We start from the raw sequence: 16,326 nt of genomic DNA on the forward strand, positions 1-16,326 counted from the left end.
CCGGGAATTGCGTTGTGCTGGCAACAGGAATTTCGACCGGTCGCCCTAAAGGGGGAACGTTCATGCGATGCCTGCGGGAAAACGAGCAGCCGAAAGTGGCGGTCATCGGACTCGGCTACGTCGGCTCCTGTTACGCCGCCATCCTCGCCGAGCGCGGGTGGGACGTGATCGGCATCGACACCAACGCCAGGCTGATCGAGGAATTGACCGAGGGCCACTGCCGCTATCAGGAGGACGGCCTGGCCCCGCTGCTGGAGGCCGCCATCATGGCCGGCCGGCTGCGGCTGACGACGAGTTTCGCGGCGGTCCGCGACGCCGACGTGCTGCTGCTGGCGGTCGGCACGCCGGTGCGCACCGACGGCTCCATGGTGGAGGACCAGCTCGGGCAGGCGTCCGAGCAGGTGGGCCGGCATCTGCGGGCCGGGCAGCTCGTGCTGGTCAAGAGCACGGTCCCGCCCGGCACGACGCGCGACTTCGTCCGGCCGCTGCTGGAGGGCGGCGGCCTGGCCTGCGGCGTGGACTTCAACCTCGCCTTCACGCCGGAGCGGTTCGCCGAGGGGACCGCGCTGCGGGAGCTGCGCTCGCTGCCGATCGTGGTGGGCGGCGTCGACGACGACAGCACGGCGGACGCCGCCCTGTTCTGGCGGCAGGCGCTCGGCGTCGAGGTGATCACCCAGGACTCCCCCGAGGCTGCCGAGATCGTCAAGCTGGCCGACAACTGGTGGATCGACCTGAACATCGCGCTGGCCAACGAGCTGGCCAAGTTCTGCGCCGCCTACGACGTCGACGTCCTGGACGTGATCGCCGCCGCGAACACGATCACCAAGGGCAAGAGCAAGGTCAACATCCTGCTGCCCAGCGTGGGGGTCGGCGGCTCGTGCCTGGTCAAGGACCCGTGGATGGTCTGGCACGCCGCCCGCCGCCGCGGCGTCGAGCTCCACACGCCGCCGACCGGCCGCAAGGTCAACCTCGGCATGCCCGAGCACGCCAGCCAGCTCATCATCGACACGCTGGTCGGCCAGGGCAAGGACCCGGCCACGGCGACCGTCGCCATCCTCGGCGCGGCCTTCAAGAACAACACCGGCGACCTGCGCGCGACCCCCGTCGAGGGCGTCGTCACCGCCCTGCTCAAGGCCGGCGCGACGGTCAGGCTGCACGATCCGCTGGTCGACCCGTTCCAGGCCGAGACGCTGTTCGGCATCGCCCCGACCGAGTCCCTCGACGAGACGGTCCGCGACGCCGACTGCGTGGCCATCATGGCGAACCACCACGACTTCGCGGACATCGACTACGCGGCGCTGCCGGTGGCGGGCAACTGCCTCATTCTCGACGGCCGGGCCTACTACAGCAAGGAAAAGATCGCCGAACTGCGCCGGCTCGGTTACCTCTACCTGGGCATCGGCCGGTGAAAGACAGCAATCCAGAATAAGTCCGGAAAGTGCGTCGCGGATATTCTTTCAGTCCGTCCGGGACGCGCCTTGCGGCGAATTTCAGTGAAGGGACCCGTGGTGAGCGTCACCGAAATCCTGAACACGCCGAGCGAGCCGGTGAGCCGCGTTCCGCTTTCCCTCAACCAGGAATTCCTGTCCGTCTTCGACGAGGGTGACGACTCGGGGCCGTTCGGACCGGCGTACAACATCTTCTACGCCTGCCGGGTGCGCGGCGAGGTCGACGACGGGACGCTGCGGGCGGCCCTGGGCGACGTCGTGGCGCGGCACGAGGCGCTGCGGACGCTGCTCGTCCGCGAGCCCGGCGACAGCCACCAGCGGATCATGCCGCCGGGGCCGGTGGAGCTGGAGGTGCGCGACCTGTCGGACACCGAAGAGGACGCGCGTGACCTGCGGGCCAGCGAGCTGGTCAACGAGGTGGAGTCCGGCTCCTACAGCGCGACGTCGGTGCCGCTGCTGCGCGCCGTGCTCGGCCGCTTCGACCCGGCCGACGCGGTGCTCGTGCTGGCCGTCCACCACACCGCCGCCGACGCGTGGTCGATGCACGTGATCATGCGCGAGGTGGCGCTCTGCTACGCCGTCCGGCGCGGGCACCCGGTGGAGCTGCCGCCCCCGCCGCCGCAGTACCGCGAGTACGCGGCGTGGGAGCGGGAGCGGGCCGCCTCCGACGAGCTGGACGGGGCGCGCGCGTTCTGGGGGGAGAAGCTGAGCGGCGCCGAGATGCTCACCTTCCCCACCGACCACCCCCGCTCGGCCGGGCTGCCCAAGACCACCGGCTGGCACCGCTTCACCGTCGGCGCCGAGCTGAGCGCCGCGACGAGGAAGGCGGCGGCGAAGCTGCGCTGCTCGCCGTTCATGGTGCTGTTCGCCGCCCACGCGATCGTGCTGCGCCGCATCACCGGCGTCAGCGACGTCGTGGTGCCGACGTTCACCACCGGGCGCACCGCGATGCGCTTCCACCAGACCGTCGGGTCGTTCTTCAACTTCGTGCCGCTGCGCGCCGACCTGACGGGCTGCGACACGTTCGGCGACGTGGCCCGGCTCGTGCGGGCGAGCTGCCTGGAGAGCTACGCGCACGACATCCCGTTCTCGCAGATCGTCGCGCAGGCCCCGCAGCTCATGAGCACGGCGGCGGCCGACGACGGCGGGCTGTTCCTGTTCCAGGTCTTCCACTCGCCGTTCGCGATGAACGGCGAGCGCGTCGGCGACGTCGAGTACGCCGAGGTGCCCCGCCTGCTGTCGCAGCCGTCCGGCGGCGACATCCCGGACGGCGCGCTGTGCGAGCTCAACATCACACCGGCCGGGGAGATCATCGGCACTCTCGGCTACAACACCAACCTGTGGAACCCGGACACGATGGCCGCCTGGGCCTCGGAGTTCACCACCGTCCTGCGAGCCGTCGTCACCACTCCGGATTCCCCCCTGCACTAGGGCCGAGGGCCCTGGAAACCCCCCAGACGGAAGGATCTCCCATGGATGTGAGCTCCGGCGCCGGGTCCGATGTGCGGGCCGGTCGCAAGGAGTGGATCGGCCTGGCCGTGCTGGCCCTGCCGACCCTGCTGCTGTCGCTGGACATGAGCGCGCTGTACCTGGCGCTGCCGCACCTGAGCCAGGACCTGGGCGCGAGCGCGACCCAGCAGCTCTGGATCACCGATATCTACGGCTTCCTGATCGCCGGGTTCCTGGTCACGATGGGCACGGTGGGCGACCGGGTCGGCCGGCGCAGACTGCTGCTGATCGGCGCCGTCGCGTTCGCCGCCGCCTCCGTGGCCGCCGCGTACTCGACCAGCGCGGAGATGCTGATCGTCTCCCGGGCGCTCATGGGCATCGCCGGCGCCACGCTGATGCCGTCCACCATGTCGCTGCTCGGCGTGATGTTCAAGAACCCCCAGCAGATGGGCGTCGCCATCGCCGTGTGGATGAGCTGCTTCATGGGCGGCATGGCGATCGGCCCCGTCGTCGGCGGCGTGCTGCTGGTGAACTTCTGGTGGGGCTCGGTCTTCCTGCTGGGCGTGCCGGTCATGGCGCTGCTCCTGCTGGCGGGGCCGAAGCTGCTGCCCGAATACCGCGACGCCGAGAGCGGCCGGGTCGACCTGGTCAGCGTGGCCCTGTCGCTCGGCGCGATCCTGCCCGTCATCTACGGGCTCAAGGAGGTCGCCAGGAGCGGCTGGCAGCCGGTGAACATCACCGCCGTCGCCGTCGGCCTCATCGTCGGCGTGCTGTTCGTGCAGCGCCAGCGCAGCCTCGCCAGCCCCCTGCTCGACCTGCGGCTGTTCGCCAACCGCTCGTTCAGCGCCGCCCTGGTGATCATGGTGGGCGGCGGCATCATGAGCGGCACGTACCTGCTGGTCAACCTCTACCTGCAGACGGTCGAGGGCCTCTCGCCGCTGCAGGCGGGCGCCTGGCTGGTGCCCTCGACCATCGCCACCATCTTCGGCGTGATGGCGGCCCCCGCCGTCGCCCGCAAGATCAGGCCCGGGTACGTGATCGCCGGCGGCCTCGTGGTCACCGCGGTCGGCTACCTGCTGCTGACCCAGGTCGGCAGCTCGGCGGGCGTCGCGCTGCTGGTCACCGGCCTCATCGTCAGCTCGCTCGGCGCGGGCCCGATGGGCGCGCTCGGCACCGGGCTCATCATCGGGTCCGTGCCGCCGGAGAAGGCCGGGTCGGCGTCGGCGATGTCGGAGACCAGCGGCGAGTTCGGCATCGCGTTCGGCATCGCGGTCATGGGCAGCGTCGGCACCGCCGTCTACCAGAGCAGCCTCAGCGGCGGCCTGCCCGCGGGCGTGCCCGCCGAGGCGGCGCGGACCGCCCAGGAGAGCATCGCCGGCGCCTACACGGCCGTCGAGCAGGTGACGGGGCCGGTGGCGGCGCAGCTGCTCACCGCCGCCCGCGAGGCGTTCACCTCGGCGATGAACTCCACCGCCGTCGCCAGCGCCGTCGTCGCGCTCGTCCTGGCCACCGTGGCCGCCATCGCGCTCCGGCACGCCCCGCCCACCGGCGACCAGCCGGACGGCGGCGAGCAGCCGGGCGACGGCGAGCAGGCCGGCGAGCCCGGCGCCGCCCCCGCCGGGGCGGACCAGCCGGTGGCCGAGACCGCAGCCAAGTAGCGCGGGCCAGTGATCCGGCCGGGGATCGGAACACCTCGGCCGGATCACCGTGTCTCCCGCGCCCCGCAGGAACAGGAGCACCAGTGAGCGTCACAGCAGACCCGGCCCCCGCGCCGGCCGTCTCCCCCAGCCTCGACGTCATCAGGATCACCGGGGCGCGGGAGCACAACCTCAAGGACGTGTCCCTCACCATCCCGAAGAACCAGATCACCGTCTTCACCGGCGTGTCGGGGTCCGGCAAGTCGTCCATCGTCTTCGACACCGTGGCGGTGGAGGCCCAGCGGCAGCTCAACGGCACCTACCCGTGGTTCATCCGCAACCAGCTGCCCAAATACGAGCGCCCGCTGGCCGACGCCATCGAGAACCTCACGCCGCCGGTCGTCGTGGACCAGAAGCCGCTCGGCGGCAACGCCCGCTCCACGGTGGGGACGATCACCGACATCTACTCCGTCATCCGGTCCCTGTTCGCCCGCTACGGCACGCCCACCGACGGCCTGGCCTCGACATACTCCTTCAACAACCCGCGCGGCATGTGCACCGGCTGCGACGGCCTCGGCCGCAGCGTCCGCGCGGACGTGGACCTGATGCTGGACCGCGACAAGTCGCTGGCCGACGGCGCGATCCTGGTCCCCGGCTACGGCGTCGGCACCCCCGACTGGCAGCTGTACGCCAACAGCGGCAAGCTCGACCCGGCCAAGCCGGTGCGCGACTACACGCGGGAGGAGATGGACTTCTTCCTCCACGGCACCGGCGGCAAGGTCCAGCTCACCACGAAGAGCGGCTCGTACAAGACGAACTACGAGGGCCTGCTCGACCGGTTCACCCGGCTGGGCGTCAAGCGCGACATGAGCAAGACCAGCGAGCGGACCCGCGAGACGATCCAGCGGTTCATCTCCGAGGGCGTCTGCCCCGACTGCGACGGCGCGCGGCTGAACCCGGCGGCGCTGGCGACCACGATCGGCGGGCGCAACATCGCCGAGTGGACCCGCATGCAGGTCACCGACCTGATCGAGGTGCTCGACGGCATCGACGACCCGGTGGCCACCCCCATCGCCCGCTCGGCCGCGGTGGCGCTGCGGCGCGTGGCGGCGATCGGGCTCGGCTACCTCAGCCTGGACCGCGCCACCTCGACGCTGTCGGGCGGCGAGGGCCAGCGGCTCAAGCTGGTCCGCTACCTGGGCAGCACGCTGACCGGGATGACGTACGTCTTCGACGAGCCCAGCGTCGGCCTGCACCCGCGTGACGTGGGACGGCTCAACGACCTGCTGCGCACGCTGCGCGACCAGGGCAACACCGTGCTCGTCGTCGAGCACGACCCGGACGTCATCGCCATCGCCGACCACGTCGTGGACCTCGGCCCCGGGGCGGGCGCGCACGGCGGCGAGATCGTCTACACCGGCTCGTTCGCGGGGCTGCGCGAGGCCGACACGCCCACCGGCCGGGGCCTGCGCGCGGCGACCACGATGAAGACCGAGTTCCGGCAGCCGCGCGGCGTCCTGCCGATCACCGGGGCCACCCTGCACAACCTCAAGGACGTGTCGGTGGACATCCCCCTCGGCGTGCTGACGGTGGTCACCGGCGTCGCGGGCTCGGGCAAGAGCACGCTGATCGCCGACGTGTTCACCCGCGCGTACCCCGAGGCCGTCTACGTCGACCAGTCGCCCATCGCCGCCTCCGCCCGCTCCACGCCGGCCACGTACCTGGGCCTGATGGACCCGATCAGGAAGCTGTTCGCGCAGGCCAGCGGGCAGCCGGCGAGCCTGTTCAGCTTCAACTCCGAAGGCGCCTGCGCCGAGTGCCAGGGCCGCGGCGTCATCATCACCGAGCTCGCCTACATGGACCCGGTCACCGTCCGCTGCACCGCCTGCGACGGCAGCAGGTTCCACCAGGACGTGCTCGCGCACCGGCTCGACGGCAGATCCATCGCCGACGTGCTGGCGCTGCCCGCCGAGCAGGCCGTCGACGCGTTCACGCAGCCCGCGCTGCGCCGCAAGCTGCGGGCGCTCACGGACGTCGGCCTCGACTACCTGACTCTCGGGCAGCCGCTCAGCACGCTGTCGGGCGGCGAGCTGCAGCGCATCAAGCTGGCCGCGCAACTGCACCGCACCGGCACCGTCTACGTCCTGGACGAGCCCACCACCGGCCTGCACATGTCAGACATCACCACCCTGCTCACGCTCCTCGACACGCTGGTCCGCCAGGGCGACACCGTGGTGGCCATCGAGCACAACCTGGACGTCGTCCAGCAGGCGGACCACGTCATCGACCTGGGCCCCGACGGCGGCAAGGACGGCGGCCGCATCGTGTTCACCGGGACCCCGCTGGAACTCCTGCAGTCCCCCGACTCCCTCACCGGCGAGCACCTGAGGCGCTACCGGTCGACCCACGCACATCTCTAGATCCCAAGGAGCCTCCATGCGAGTGATGCTCACCGTCTGGCCCCAGAGATGCCATCTGTTCCCGGCCGTCCCGTACGCCCACGCGCTGCAGACCGCCGGGCACGAGGTCGTCATCGCGTGCCCGCCGGGCGCCGAGGACGACATCACCGCCGCCGGGCTGACGGCGGTGGTGTGCGGCGTCCCGGAGACGACCGCGCAGGGCTGGGCCCGGCCCGACCTGGCGCCGAACGTGCCCGAGATGGACCGGCTGGCGGCGGAGCTGGGCGTCTCCCCGGCCGACCGCGACAGCTGGGACGTCTTCTACCAGTTCCTGCTGTCGGCGGCCAAGTACCACCTGCCGCCGGAGCCGAGCGCGGACAACGTGGCGCTGGTGGAGTTCGCGCTCGCCTGGCGGCCCGACCTGGTGCTGTGGGACCCGTGGTTCCCCGGCGGCGCCGTGGCGGCACGCGCGGCCGGCGCGGCGCACGCGCGCGTCATCATGGGCCCCGACTACAGCGGCTGGGCCACCGAGCTGTTCGCCGCGCGCGGCCCGGCCGCCGCCGGCAACCCGCTGGCCGCCGCGGTCCGCCCGCTGGCCGAGCGCTACGGCGTCGAGGTGGACGAGGAGCTGCTGCTCGGCCAGTGGACGGTGGATCCGCTGCCGCCCGAGATGCGCGTCTCGACCACGCTCACGTCGCTGCCGGTGCGCTGGATCCCGTACAACGGCGGCGGCGTCAAACCCTCCTGGCTGTACGGGCCGCCCGAGCGGCCCCGGATCGCCCTGTCGCTGGGCCTGTCGACCCGCACCTACCACCAGGGCGAATGGCGCACCCCGAAGATCCTGGAGGCGGTGGCCGACCTCGACGTCGAGCTCGTCGCCACGCTCGACGCCAACCAGCTCGTCGGCCTGCCGCCGATCCCGGACAACGTCCGCGTCGTGGACTACGTGCCGCTCTCGCAGCTGCTGCCGACCTGCTCGGCCAGCATCAACCACGGCTCCAGCGGCACGTTCTGGGCCTCCGTCGCCGCCAACGTGCCGCAGATCATCGCCGACACGGACGAGTCGCAGCGCCTGGAGTTCACCGAGGAGGGCGGCAGCGTCATCCCCGAGCGGCACATCCTGTCGCCGATCGCCGCCTCGTACATCGTCGGCCGGGGCGCCGGGTTCCGGCTCGACCACCAGAAGCAGTCCGCCGAGGAGGTCCGCGCGCTGATCGTCAGCACGCTGGAGGACCCGGCGTACAAGGCGGGCGCCGACGCCCTGCACGAGGAGTGGCTGGACCGCCCGAGCCCGTCGGACATCGTGCCCGACCTGGAGAAGCTGACCGCGCAACACCGGGGGATCGCATGAAGAAGATCGTGCTGGACGTGTGGGTGCCGGACCTGACCTTTCCCGGATGGATGGACCGGTGGCGGGAGCAGGGCAGGGACTTCGAGCGGGCCCATCCCGACTACGAGGTGAACATCGAGGGCAAGGACTTCTGGACCTTCCCGCTCCAGGTCGCGCAGGCGGCGGCGAGCGGGCAGCGGCCGGCCGTGGCCGAGTACTACTTCTACATGGGCCAGGCCGCCCGCGACCTGGCCGGGCCCGACGGGGAGCCGGTGTTCACGTCGCTGGAGCGGGCGATCGGCGGCCGGACGGAGATCCTGGGCGAGCCGGTGGTGATCGACGACCTGCTGCCGGCCTTCCGCGAGTACTACTCGCTCGACGGGGATCTCACCTCGATGCCGTCCGGCGGCACGACGAGCCTGCTGTTCGCCAACAAGGGGATGCTGCGGGCGGCCGGCGTGACGGAGCTGCCGCAGACGTGGGCCGAGGTCGACGAGGTGTGCGAGCGGATCGCCGGGCTGCGCGGCGAGCGGCCGGCGTTCCCCATCACCTGGTCCAACCACGGCACGTTCTTCCAGCAGGCGCTGGCCACGCAGGGCGGGCTGCTGGTGGACAACGACAACGGCCGGTCGGGGCGGGCCACCACGGCGTACCTGGCCTCGGAGGAGATGCTGGCGTGGGTGGAGTGGTGGCGGCGGCTGCACGCGCGCGGCCACTGCCTCTACACCGGCAAGATCCCCGACTGGGCGGGCACGTTCCGGGCCTTCGCCGAGCGTGACGTGGCGATCAGGCTGACCTCGTCCAACGACGTCAACTACATGGTGCAGGCGGCGCACAAGAACGGGTTCGACGTCGAGGTGGGCGTCTTCCCGTACAACGGCGAGGTGCCGTACGTGGGCAACGCGGTGGCGGGCACGTCGCTGTGGCTGGCGAACGGCCTCGACGCGGACACGCAGGACGGCGCGCTCGCGCTCATCCAGTTCCTGCACAATCCGCGCAACGCGGCCGACCGGCACAAGTTCAGCAGCTTCATCCCGATCACGCACGCCTCCTACCGGCTGCTGGAGGACGAGGGCTGGTTCGACCAGCACCCGTACCACCGGCTCGGCTACGAGCACGTCAGCAGGTACCCCAGCAGGGCGCTGCCCGGCGGCGGGCCGGTGCCGGTGTCGCGGGGCGCGCTGTTCGGCGACTTCGCCGGCAACCAGGACGTCATGACGCGGGCGATGGACGACGTGCTGACGCGGGGGGCCGACCCGCTGGCGCGCTTCACGGCCGCCACCGCGGAGGCGCAGAAGCTGCTGGACGAGTACAACGCGTACGCGATCGGCACGGGCTTCCGCAACCCGGCGACGAGCCCCGGGCACAGCCTGGCCGTGGAGTCGTTCAGCACCGCCTCGGCGGGGCGCGACTACTCGGCCGCCGACCTGGAGAAGGTGGTGCAGCTCAAGCTGAACCGCTGATACCCGGGCGAGGGAGAAGGGCCGCTGCCGATCGGATCGGCGGCGGCCCTTCTGGTTTCGCGTCGTCGTTCCCGGTCGTCAGGCGGGGCGCTCGGCGGTGATGAGGACGAAGGTGCCGGGGCCGTGCTCGTGGCGGATCGTCAGGCCCGCCGCGGCCAGCCACGCCTTGATGTCGTCGAGCTCGAACAGCTCCATGCCGCTCTGGTGGCCGGGGAAGTAGTGGCAGGCGGTCAGGTGGCGGTAGACGGGGTCGGCGGAGGAGTGGAAGGTGAGGAAGGTGAACGTGCCGCCGGGGCGCAGGCAGCGGCCGATCTCCTTGATGGCCTCCGGCGCGTCGTCGGGGAAGGCCTGGAGCGCGTTCCAGCACATGACGGCGCCGAGGGTGGCGTCGCCGAAGGGCAGGCGGCGCGCGCCCGCCATGACGGCGGGCAGCTCGGGCAGGCGTCTGCGGGTGGCGGTGAGCATGGGCGGATACATGTCCAGCGCGATGACGCGGTCGGCGCCGACGGCCTCGGTCAGCGTCTGCGTCCACCGCCCGGCTCCGCAGGCGAGGTCGAGCACCGGCCCGTCGACCGGGCGGACGTGCTCGGTGATGTAGGCGTCCTCGTCGGCGGGGCTGATCGCGGTGCCCCAGTTGGAGCCGGCCAGCCGCAGGAAGTTGGGGCGCGCGTACGCCTCGTAGAAGTGGCCCATGCTGGGCACCTCGGCGAGCTTGTAAAGGAAGTCGCCGGCGTTGCGCTCGGCGTCCTCGGTGAGGTTGAGGATGCCGTTGGCCACCGGGTAGACGGCGGCGCAGGCCGGGCAGCGCACCTCGGCGGCGGTGAGGTCCAGGCCGCTCGCGCAGCGCGGGCAGCGCAGCGCGGCGGCGTGCGGCGCGAACAGCTCGGTGCCGCCGTCGGGCGGCGGGGGCAGCTCGTCGCGGGGCGGGACGGTGCCGACCTCGACGGGGGTGGGCGCGCCGTTGAGCGCGGCCCAGTGGGCTGCGGCGCCCAGGTTGCCGCGGACGGTACTGGTGTCCTTGTCCCAGTTGAGGATGATCTGCTCGGTGGGCATGGCCTTGATCCACGAGTTGTCGAAGTCGCGCTCCGCCTCGTCCATCAGCGCCCACACGGCCGGCGACGGGAAGACCCGGCCGATGACCGGGTCGTCCAGGTCGAGCCGGGCGAGCGCCCGGTCGAGCTTGGACAGGTCGTAGACGTCGAGCCCCCGGTCGCCGGCGACGGCCAGGATGCGGTCGCGGTGCTCGGGGAAGTGCGACAGCAGGTAGGCCAGGGCGAGGGAGAGCGGCTGCCCGTTCGCGCTGCCGATCCACAGGTCCAGGTAGAGGTCGACCTCCCGCCCCACGGCCGTGGCCAGCTCGCCGTCACCGGCGGGGTCCTCGGCGCCGGCCAGCAGGCCCAGCAGGACGGCCGGGTGGGCCTTGCGGTCCGCGGGCGCCGTGCGCAGCAGCTCGACCAGCAGCGGCACGGCGGGCGAGGCCAGTTCGGTCGCCGTGCCGCCGTCGAGCAGCAGCCCGGCCAGGCGCAGGTACTCCTCGCCGAGCCGGTCGGGGTCCGCGCCGGAGAACGACTCGACGAGGTCGGCGACGGCCGGCTGGGACATGGACAAGGTCATGTGCGCGTCCTTTCGTGGTGATCGCCCGCCTCGCGCTCAACGCAGGGGTTTGCGGGCGGAGACGATGACGTACCCGATTTGGTCGGGACGGGGGGCGAAGAATCCGGCGTGGCGCCGCGAGAACGTCGTCACCGCGGCCTCGCCGAACCGCTCGGCGATCTCCTGCCTGCGGGGCATCGCGGTGCGCAGGTACTTGGACTTGCGGCCGAAGACCCTCGGCCCGCACTGGGTGTACTCCTCGGGCACGAACCCGGCGGCGCGCGCGTGGCCGAGCCATTCGGCGAGCGTGGGCAGCTCCCGCAGTTTGAGGCTGGCCATGAACTTGGCCACCCGCTCGGGCTCGGCCTGCGACTCCAGGCTGAAGTCGGAGAAGGTGATCCGGCCGCCCGGGCGCAGCACGCGGAACAGCTCGGCGAACACCACGGCCAGGTCGGGGGCGTTCTGCAGCGACTCCAGGGCCAGGACGGCGTCGAAGGAGCCGTCGGCGTAGGCCAGGTCGGTGTAGTCGCCGTACTCGAAGGTGACCAGGTCGGCGACGCCGGCGGCGGCGGCCCGCTCGCGGGCGGCGCCGAGCTCGAACTCGCTGATGGAGATCCCGGTGACCCGCGCGCCGTAGCCGGTGGCCAGGAAGACGCTGGTGGCGCCCGGCCCGCAGCCGGCGTCGAGCAGCCGTTCGCCGGGCCGCAGCCCGAGCGTGTCGGCGACCTTGCGGCTGGTGCGGCCCACGGCCTCGGCCAGCGACGCCTCGTCCTCGTCGTCGTACCAGTACCACATGTGGATGTGGCCGTCGCGGAGCACGTCGCCGATCGGCGAGCGCTCGTCGTAATGCCTGCCGATTGCGGCCGTGTCGAGGAATTCGGAAGCCATGGAATACGTCGCTCTCCCGCGAATCCGGTGCACCCTGAGGCCATGGTGCGCCCCTCGGGCGGCCGGGCACATCTCCTGGTGTGCGAGACCGAAACCGCATTCTGGAAGACGTGGCGCGGGCCCGCGCGTGCGAGGCTGGACAACGGCCTGACACGCGGGCACCCGAGCTGGAGGCTGACGCTCATGACCGTGGTTGACGAGCCGGGCACGTTGATCGCCTCGCCCGGCGATCCGGCGTACGAGGCGGCCACGCACGTGTTCAACCTGGCGGGCCCGCTGCGGCCGGTCGCCGCCACCACGGCGCGGACCGTGGACCAGGTCAGGGCCGCCATCCGGCACGCGAGGGCGGCCGGGCTGGGCGTGCGCGCGCACAGCACCGGGCACGGCGCCCCCGCCGGGCGGCCGATGGACGGCGACCTGCTGATCCGCACCCGGATGGACGGCGAGGTCGAGATCGACGCGGCCCGCCGCGTGGCGCGCGTGCCCGCCGGGACCGCGTGGGCCGCCGTCGTGACGGCCGCCGCCGCCCACGGGCTGGCCGCGCCGCACGGCTCGGCGCCGACCGTCGGCGTGGTCGGCTACCTGCTGCGCGGCGGGCTGAGCTTCTACGGCCGCAAGCACGGGCTGGCCGCCAACAGCGTGCTGGCGATCGAGCTGGTGACCGCCGACGGCGAGGCGCGCCGCGTCGACGCCGCGTCCGACCCCGAGCTGTTCTGGGCGCTGCGCGGCGGCGGGGGCGGCTTCGGCGTCGTCACCGCCGTCGAGGTCGGCCTCTTCCCGGCGGCCCGGGTGGTCACCGGGGCCGCCTACTGGCCGGCCGCGCACGCCCCCCGGCTGCTGTCGGCCTGGCGGCGGTGGGCGCTCGACGCCCCCTGGGAGGCCGGCACGTCGCTGCGGGTGATGAACCTGCCGCCGCTGCCCGAGATCCCGCCCGCGCTGAGCTCCGGCCCGGTGCTGTGCGTCGACGGCGTCGTGCTCGACGCCGAGTCCGGCCCCGGCACCGCCGAACGGCACGCCGCCGACCTGCTCGGGCCGCTGCGCGCGATCGCCGAGCCGGTGCTCGACACGTGGGAGACGACCACCACCGCCGCGGTGCTCGACGCGCACATGGAGCCGGACGAGCCCATCGCCATCGCCGGCGACCACCTGCTGCTGCGCGAGATCGGCGACGACGGCGCCGCCCGCCTGCTCGACCTGATCGCCGATCCGGCCGGCTCGCCGCTGGTCACCGCGGGGCTGCGGCAGCTCGGCGGCGCGTACGCCACCCCGCCGGCGCCCGGCGGGGCGCTCGACCGGCTGGACGCCGCCTACGCCTATTCGGGCGCGGGCGTCGTGATGGACGCCGGCAGCCTCGCGGCCATCCGCGACCGGTGCGCCCGGGTACGGGAGGCGCTCGCGCCCTGGGACACCGGCAGGACCGCGCCCACCTTCGTGGAGGACAGCGAGCAGCCGCAGGGCCATCTCAGCGCCGAGCAGATCGGCGAGCTGGACCGGATCCGGCAGCGGGTCGACCCGGACGGGCTGTTCCGCGGAGATGTCACGCCGAACGCGTCCAGCTTGATATGAAAGCCATCACCACCACAAGGAGGTCTGCTAATGGGTAACCCGGACGTCGACGAATTCGTGAAGACCAGGGTCTCCCCGGAGTACAAGGACATCGTCGAGGGGCTGCGCGCGCTGATGGCCGAGGCCGCTCCCGACGCGCGCGAGGTGCTGACCTACGGGTCCCCCTCCTGGCGTGACAACAAGGTCCTGGCGATCATCAGCCTGAGCAAGACGCACGTCACGTTCGCCTTCGAGCGGGGCGCGAGCTTCGAGGACGCGCACGGGCTGCTGGCCGGATCGGGCAAGCAGACCCGGCACGTGAAGCTCAAGAAGCCGGCCGACCTGGAGACGCACGACGCGGCGCTGCGCGACTACATCGCCCAGGCCGTGAAGCTGGACAAGGGGTAGGACAGCGGCGTGCCGAGGGGCCGTCCGGTCGTCGACCGGACGGCCCCTCGGCGTCTCAGGTGGTGATCGCGTAGCGGTGGGCCACCTCGCGGGCCACCAGCGCCACGCGGTCGGGCTCCGCCCTGTTGTCGAGGATCCTGGCCGCCTTCCAGCTCGTGAACGAGCCGGTGTTCGTCACCGGGTCCAGGCCGGCGTCCACGCTGATTCCGGCGCGCACCCCGGCCAGCTCGCGCAGCCGCGCCGACACGCCCGCGCCCACCTCGCGCGGGTCGCCGCTGATCTCCGGCAGCAGGTCCAGGCGCACCGTGACCTCGTCGCCCGGGTCGATGACGATCTGGTAGCCCAGGCAGCCCCGTACGCCGGTGAGCACGGCGCTCTCCAGCTCGGCGGGCTGCAGGGTGGCGCTGCCCAGGTGGATGCGGTCCGCCACCCGGCCGATGACCTCGACGACCGGCCCGGGCAGGGGCGCGCCGGGCGGCGCCGGGGTGATCCGGACGAGGTCGCCGGTGCGGTAGCGGATCAGCGGCTTGATGCCGTCGATCAGCATGGTCAGCACCAGCTCGCCCTCCCCCGTCTCGCCCAGCGCCTCACCGGTGTCCGGGTCGACGACCTCGGCCAGGTAGTTCGGCTTGGACAGGTGCAGGTCGCCGCTGACCGCGCCGGTGGCGATGCACAGGGCCTCCTGCGACCCGTACAGGGCGGGGTAGACGGCGGCGCCGGGCCACAGCGAGGTGACGTTCGCCCGGAAGGCGCCCGTGCACACCTCGCCGAGCACCAGGAACATCGACACCGGCAGCCGGTCGAGGTCGTAGCCGTAGTGCAGGGCGGCCTTGGCCAGGCTCAGGCACAGCGCCGGCGCGCACACCAGCACCTCGACGCCCAGCTCCTCGATGAGCCGCAGCGCCTTGCGGAAGCCGACGCGCGGCGACTCCGGCCAGATCTTGACGTGGCAGATGCCCAGCTCGGCGGTGACCGCGCCGAACACGTCGCCGAACGCGTACAGCTCGGAGGGGCCCATCAGCCCGACGACGGGCCTGCGGTCGCCGAAGCGGGCCGCGAACAGCCGCCGCCACGCCTCCACGACGGCGGAGTTGCTCGTCATGACGTCCCTGGGCCCGCGCGGGCAGGGCGTGGACGCGCCGGTGGTGCCGGTCGTCTCGTAGTAGACGGCGGCCTCGGCGACGCTGCCGGACAGCACGTCGTACATCTCCCGGCGCAGGTCGTCCTTGGTGGTGAACGGCAGCAGCGGCAGCGTGTCCGGGGTCACCCGCGCCAGATCGATCCCGGCCAGGTGGCGGCGGTAGAACGGCGAGCGCTCGGTGACGTGCCGCAGCACGCTCGCCAGCCGCCGCTCCTGCCAGGCGGCCCAGTCGTCCCGCGACATCGCGCCGGCGTAGAAGCGGGTGTGCAGCCGCCGGTACTCCTCGCGGAACGCGGCGTCGTCCGGCGGCGCGCTCACATGCGCTCCCGCGCGGCGTTCCAGGCCAGCCCCTCGCGCTCGTTGCGTTCCGGCGGGGGCAGGATGTCGTCGCGGCCGGTCAGCTCGCGGTAGTCGTCCAGCAGCTCGATCATGTCGATCATGCGCTCGACCTGGCGGCCGACGTTGATGAGACCCTCCTCGTCGAAGGCCGCGTCGCCCTTGTGCAGGGCGTGCACCGTGGCCGGGAACCCGGCGCCGACGACGATCATGCGGTTGAGCAGGGCGTTGGCCATGAGCTGCGCCCACACCTCGCCGGCGCTGTAGCGGCGGGCCAGCGCGACGATGCCGGCGACCTTGTTGCTGAGCGGCCGGTCGAAGCGCAGGTAGCCCACGCCGGCCCGCTCGATGAACGTCTGCATCAGGCTGGAGGTGCCGAACCCGTGCACGGGGGCGGCGTAGATGATGGCGTCGGCCTCGATCATCTTGTCGACGACGCCGGGCACGTCGTCGGTCTGCACGCACCGCACGACGCGGTCGTTGCAGTCGCCGCACGGGCCGCAGCGCATCATGTCGATGTCACGCAGGTGGATGGTCTCGAACTCGACGCCGCGCCGGAAGGCGATGCCCGCGGCGTACGCGAGCACGTCGGCGGTGTTGCCGTCGCGTTCCGACCCGTTGATCGCGACTATCTTCTTCGGCCTGCCGGCCATGGTTGCCTCCTCCGGGCTCAGACGGGCTGCTCACAC

At 72.3% G+C, this 16,326-nt stretch carries 12 protein-coding genes; 8 read left to right on the forward strand and 4 right to left on the reverse strand.

Translation table 11 applies throughout. The features are described from left to right. Positions 1-95 precede the first annotated feature (95 nt). From AB0J53_RS38135 to AB0J53_RS38160, 6 genes are all read left to right on the forward strand, one after another. Complete coding sequence (locus tag AB0J53_RS38135) at positions 96-1,409, forward strand: nucleotide sugar dehydrogenase (RefSeq protein WP_364181457.1); 1,314 nt, start codon at positions 96-98, stop codon at positions 1,407-1,409. Between the two features lie 99 nt (positions 1,410-1,508). Next, positions 1,509-2,879, forward strand: coding sequence for a condensation domain-containing protein (locus AB0J53_RS38140; RefSeq protein WP_364181460.1), 1,371 nt, complete (start codon positions 1,509-1,511; stop codon positions 2,877-2,879). A gap of 41 nt (positions 2,880-2,920) precedes the next feature. Then, on the forward strand, positions 2,921-4,555 hold the full coding sequence (locus tag AB0J53_RS38145; RefSeq protein WP_364181463.1) for an MFS transporter: 1,635 nt from the start codon (positions 2,921-2,923) through the stop codon (positions 4,553-4,555). A gap of 83 nt (positions 4,556-4,638) precedes the next feature. Continuing rightward, on the forward strand, positions 4,639-6,954 hold the full coding sequence (locus AB0J53_RS38150) for an excinuclease ABC subunit UvrA (RefSeq protein WP_357592984.1): 2,316 nt from the start codon (positions 4,639-4,641) through the stop codon (positions 6,952-6,954). 16 nt (positions 6,955-6,970) lie between these two features. Beyond that, entirely contained in the window at positions 6,971-8,284 is a 1,314-nt protein-coding gene (locus tag AB0J53_RS38155; RefSeq protein WP_364181467.1) for a nucleotide disphospho-sugar-binding domain-containing protein, read from the forward strand. Further along, entirely contained in the window at positions 8,281-9,726 is a 1,446-nt protein-coding gene (locus tag AB0J53_RS38160; protein WP_364181470.1) for an extracellular solute-binding protein, read from the forward strand. Before AB0J53_RS38155 ends, AB0J53_RS38160 begins: the two co-directional genes overlap by 4 nt. Before the next feature lie 78 nt (positions 9,727-9,804). Here the strand turns inward: AB0J53_RS38160 and AB0J53_RS38165 are convergent, their stop codons facing one another. Then, complete coding sequence (locus AB0J53_RS38165) at positions 9,805-11,340, reverse strand: class I SAM-dependent methyltransferase (protein WP_364181473.1); 1,536 nt, start codon at positions 11,338-11,340, stop codon at positions 9,805-9,807. A 36-nt stretch (positions 11,341-11,376) separates the two neighbouring features. After that, entirely contained in the window at positions 11,377-12,207 is an 831-nt protein-coding gene (locus AB0J53_RS38170) for a methyltransferase domain-containing protein (protein ID WP_364181476.1), read from the reverse strand. A 183-nt stretch (positions 12,208-12,390) separates the two neighbouring features. Here AB0J53_RS38170 and AB0J53_RS38175 point away from each other — a divergent pair, with 183 nt between their 5' ends. Together AB0J53_RS38175 and AB0J53_RS38180 are read left to right on the forward strand one after the other, a co-directional pair. Next, complete coding sequence (locus AB0J53_RS38175) at positions 12,391-13,773, forward strand: FAD-binding protein (protein WP_364181479.1); 1,383 nt, start codon at positions 12,391-12,393, stop codon at positions 13,771-13,773. Positions 13,774-13,803: 30 nt separating this feature from the next. Continuing rightward, entirely contained in the window at positions 13,804-14,160 is a 357-nt protein-coding gene (locus tag AB0J53_RS38180) for a DUF1801 domain-containing protein (RefSeq protein ID WP_219508709.1), read from the forward strand. Between the two features lie 55 nt (positions 14,161-14,215). Here AB0J53_RS38180 and AB0J53_RS38185 read toward each other — a convergent pair whose 3' ends face one another. Further along, positions 14,216-15,619 (reverse strand): AMP-binding protein, encoded by a 1,404-nt coding sequence (locus AB0J53_RS38185; RefSeq protein WP_364181483.1) that lies wholly within the window; start codon positions 15,617-15,619, stop codon positions 14,216-14,218. Further along, positions 15,616-16,290, reverse strand: coding sequence for an NAD(P)H-dependent oxidoreductase (locus tag AB0J53_RS38190; protein WP_364181485.1), 675 nt, complete (start codon positions 16,288-16,290; stop codon positions 15,616-15,618). The genes AB0J53_RS38185 and AB0J53_RS38190 overlap by 4 nt, the downstream gene beginning before the upstream one ends. Positions 16,291-16,326 lie beyond the last annotated feature (36 nt).

Source organism: Nonomuraea sp. NPDC049725 (genome assembly GCF_040674795.1).
GTDB lineage: Bacteria > Actinomycetota > Actinomycetes > Streptosporangiales > Streptosporangiaceae > Nonomuraea > Nonomuraea ceibae.

Excerpts from the sequence above, each read along its gene's own strand:
- AB0J53_RS38145 (WP_364181463.1), top strand. The coding sequence starts at position 2,921 with ATGGATGTGAGCTCCGGCGCCGGGTCCGATGTGCGGGCCGGTCGCAAG.
- AB0J53_RS38155 (WP_364181467.1), top strand. The coding sequence starts at position 6,971 with ATGCGAGTGATGCTCACCGTCTGGCCCCAGAGATGCCATCTGTTCCCG.
- AB0J53_RS38160 (WP_364181470.1), top strand. The coding sequence starts at position 8,281 with ATGAAGAAGATCGTGCTGGACGTGTGGGTGCCGGACCTGACCTTTCCC.
- AB0J53_RS38165 (WP_364181473.1), bottom strand. The coding sequence starts at position 11,340 with ATGACCTTGTCCATGTCCCAGCCGGCCGTCGCCGACCTCGTCGAGTCG.
- AB0J53_RS38170 (WP_364181476.1), bottom strand. The coding sequence starts at position 12,207 with ATGGCTTCCGAATTCCTCGACACGGCCGCAATCGGCAGGCATTACGAC.
- AB0J53_RS38175 (WP_364181479.1), top strand. The coding sequence starts at position 12,391 with ATGACCGTGGTTGACGAGCCGGGCACGTTGATCGCCTCGCCCGGCGAT.
- AB0J53_RS38180 (WP_219508709.1), top strand. The coding sequence starts at position 13,804 with ATGGGTAACCCGGACGTCGACGAATTCGTGAAGACCAGGGTCTCCCCG.
- AB0J53_RS38190 (WP_364181485.1), bottom strand. The coding sequence starts at position 16,290 with ATGGCCGGCAGGCCGAAGAAGATAGTCGCGATCAACGGGTCGGAACGC.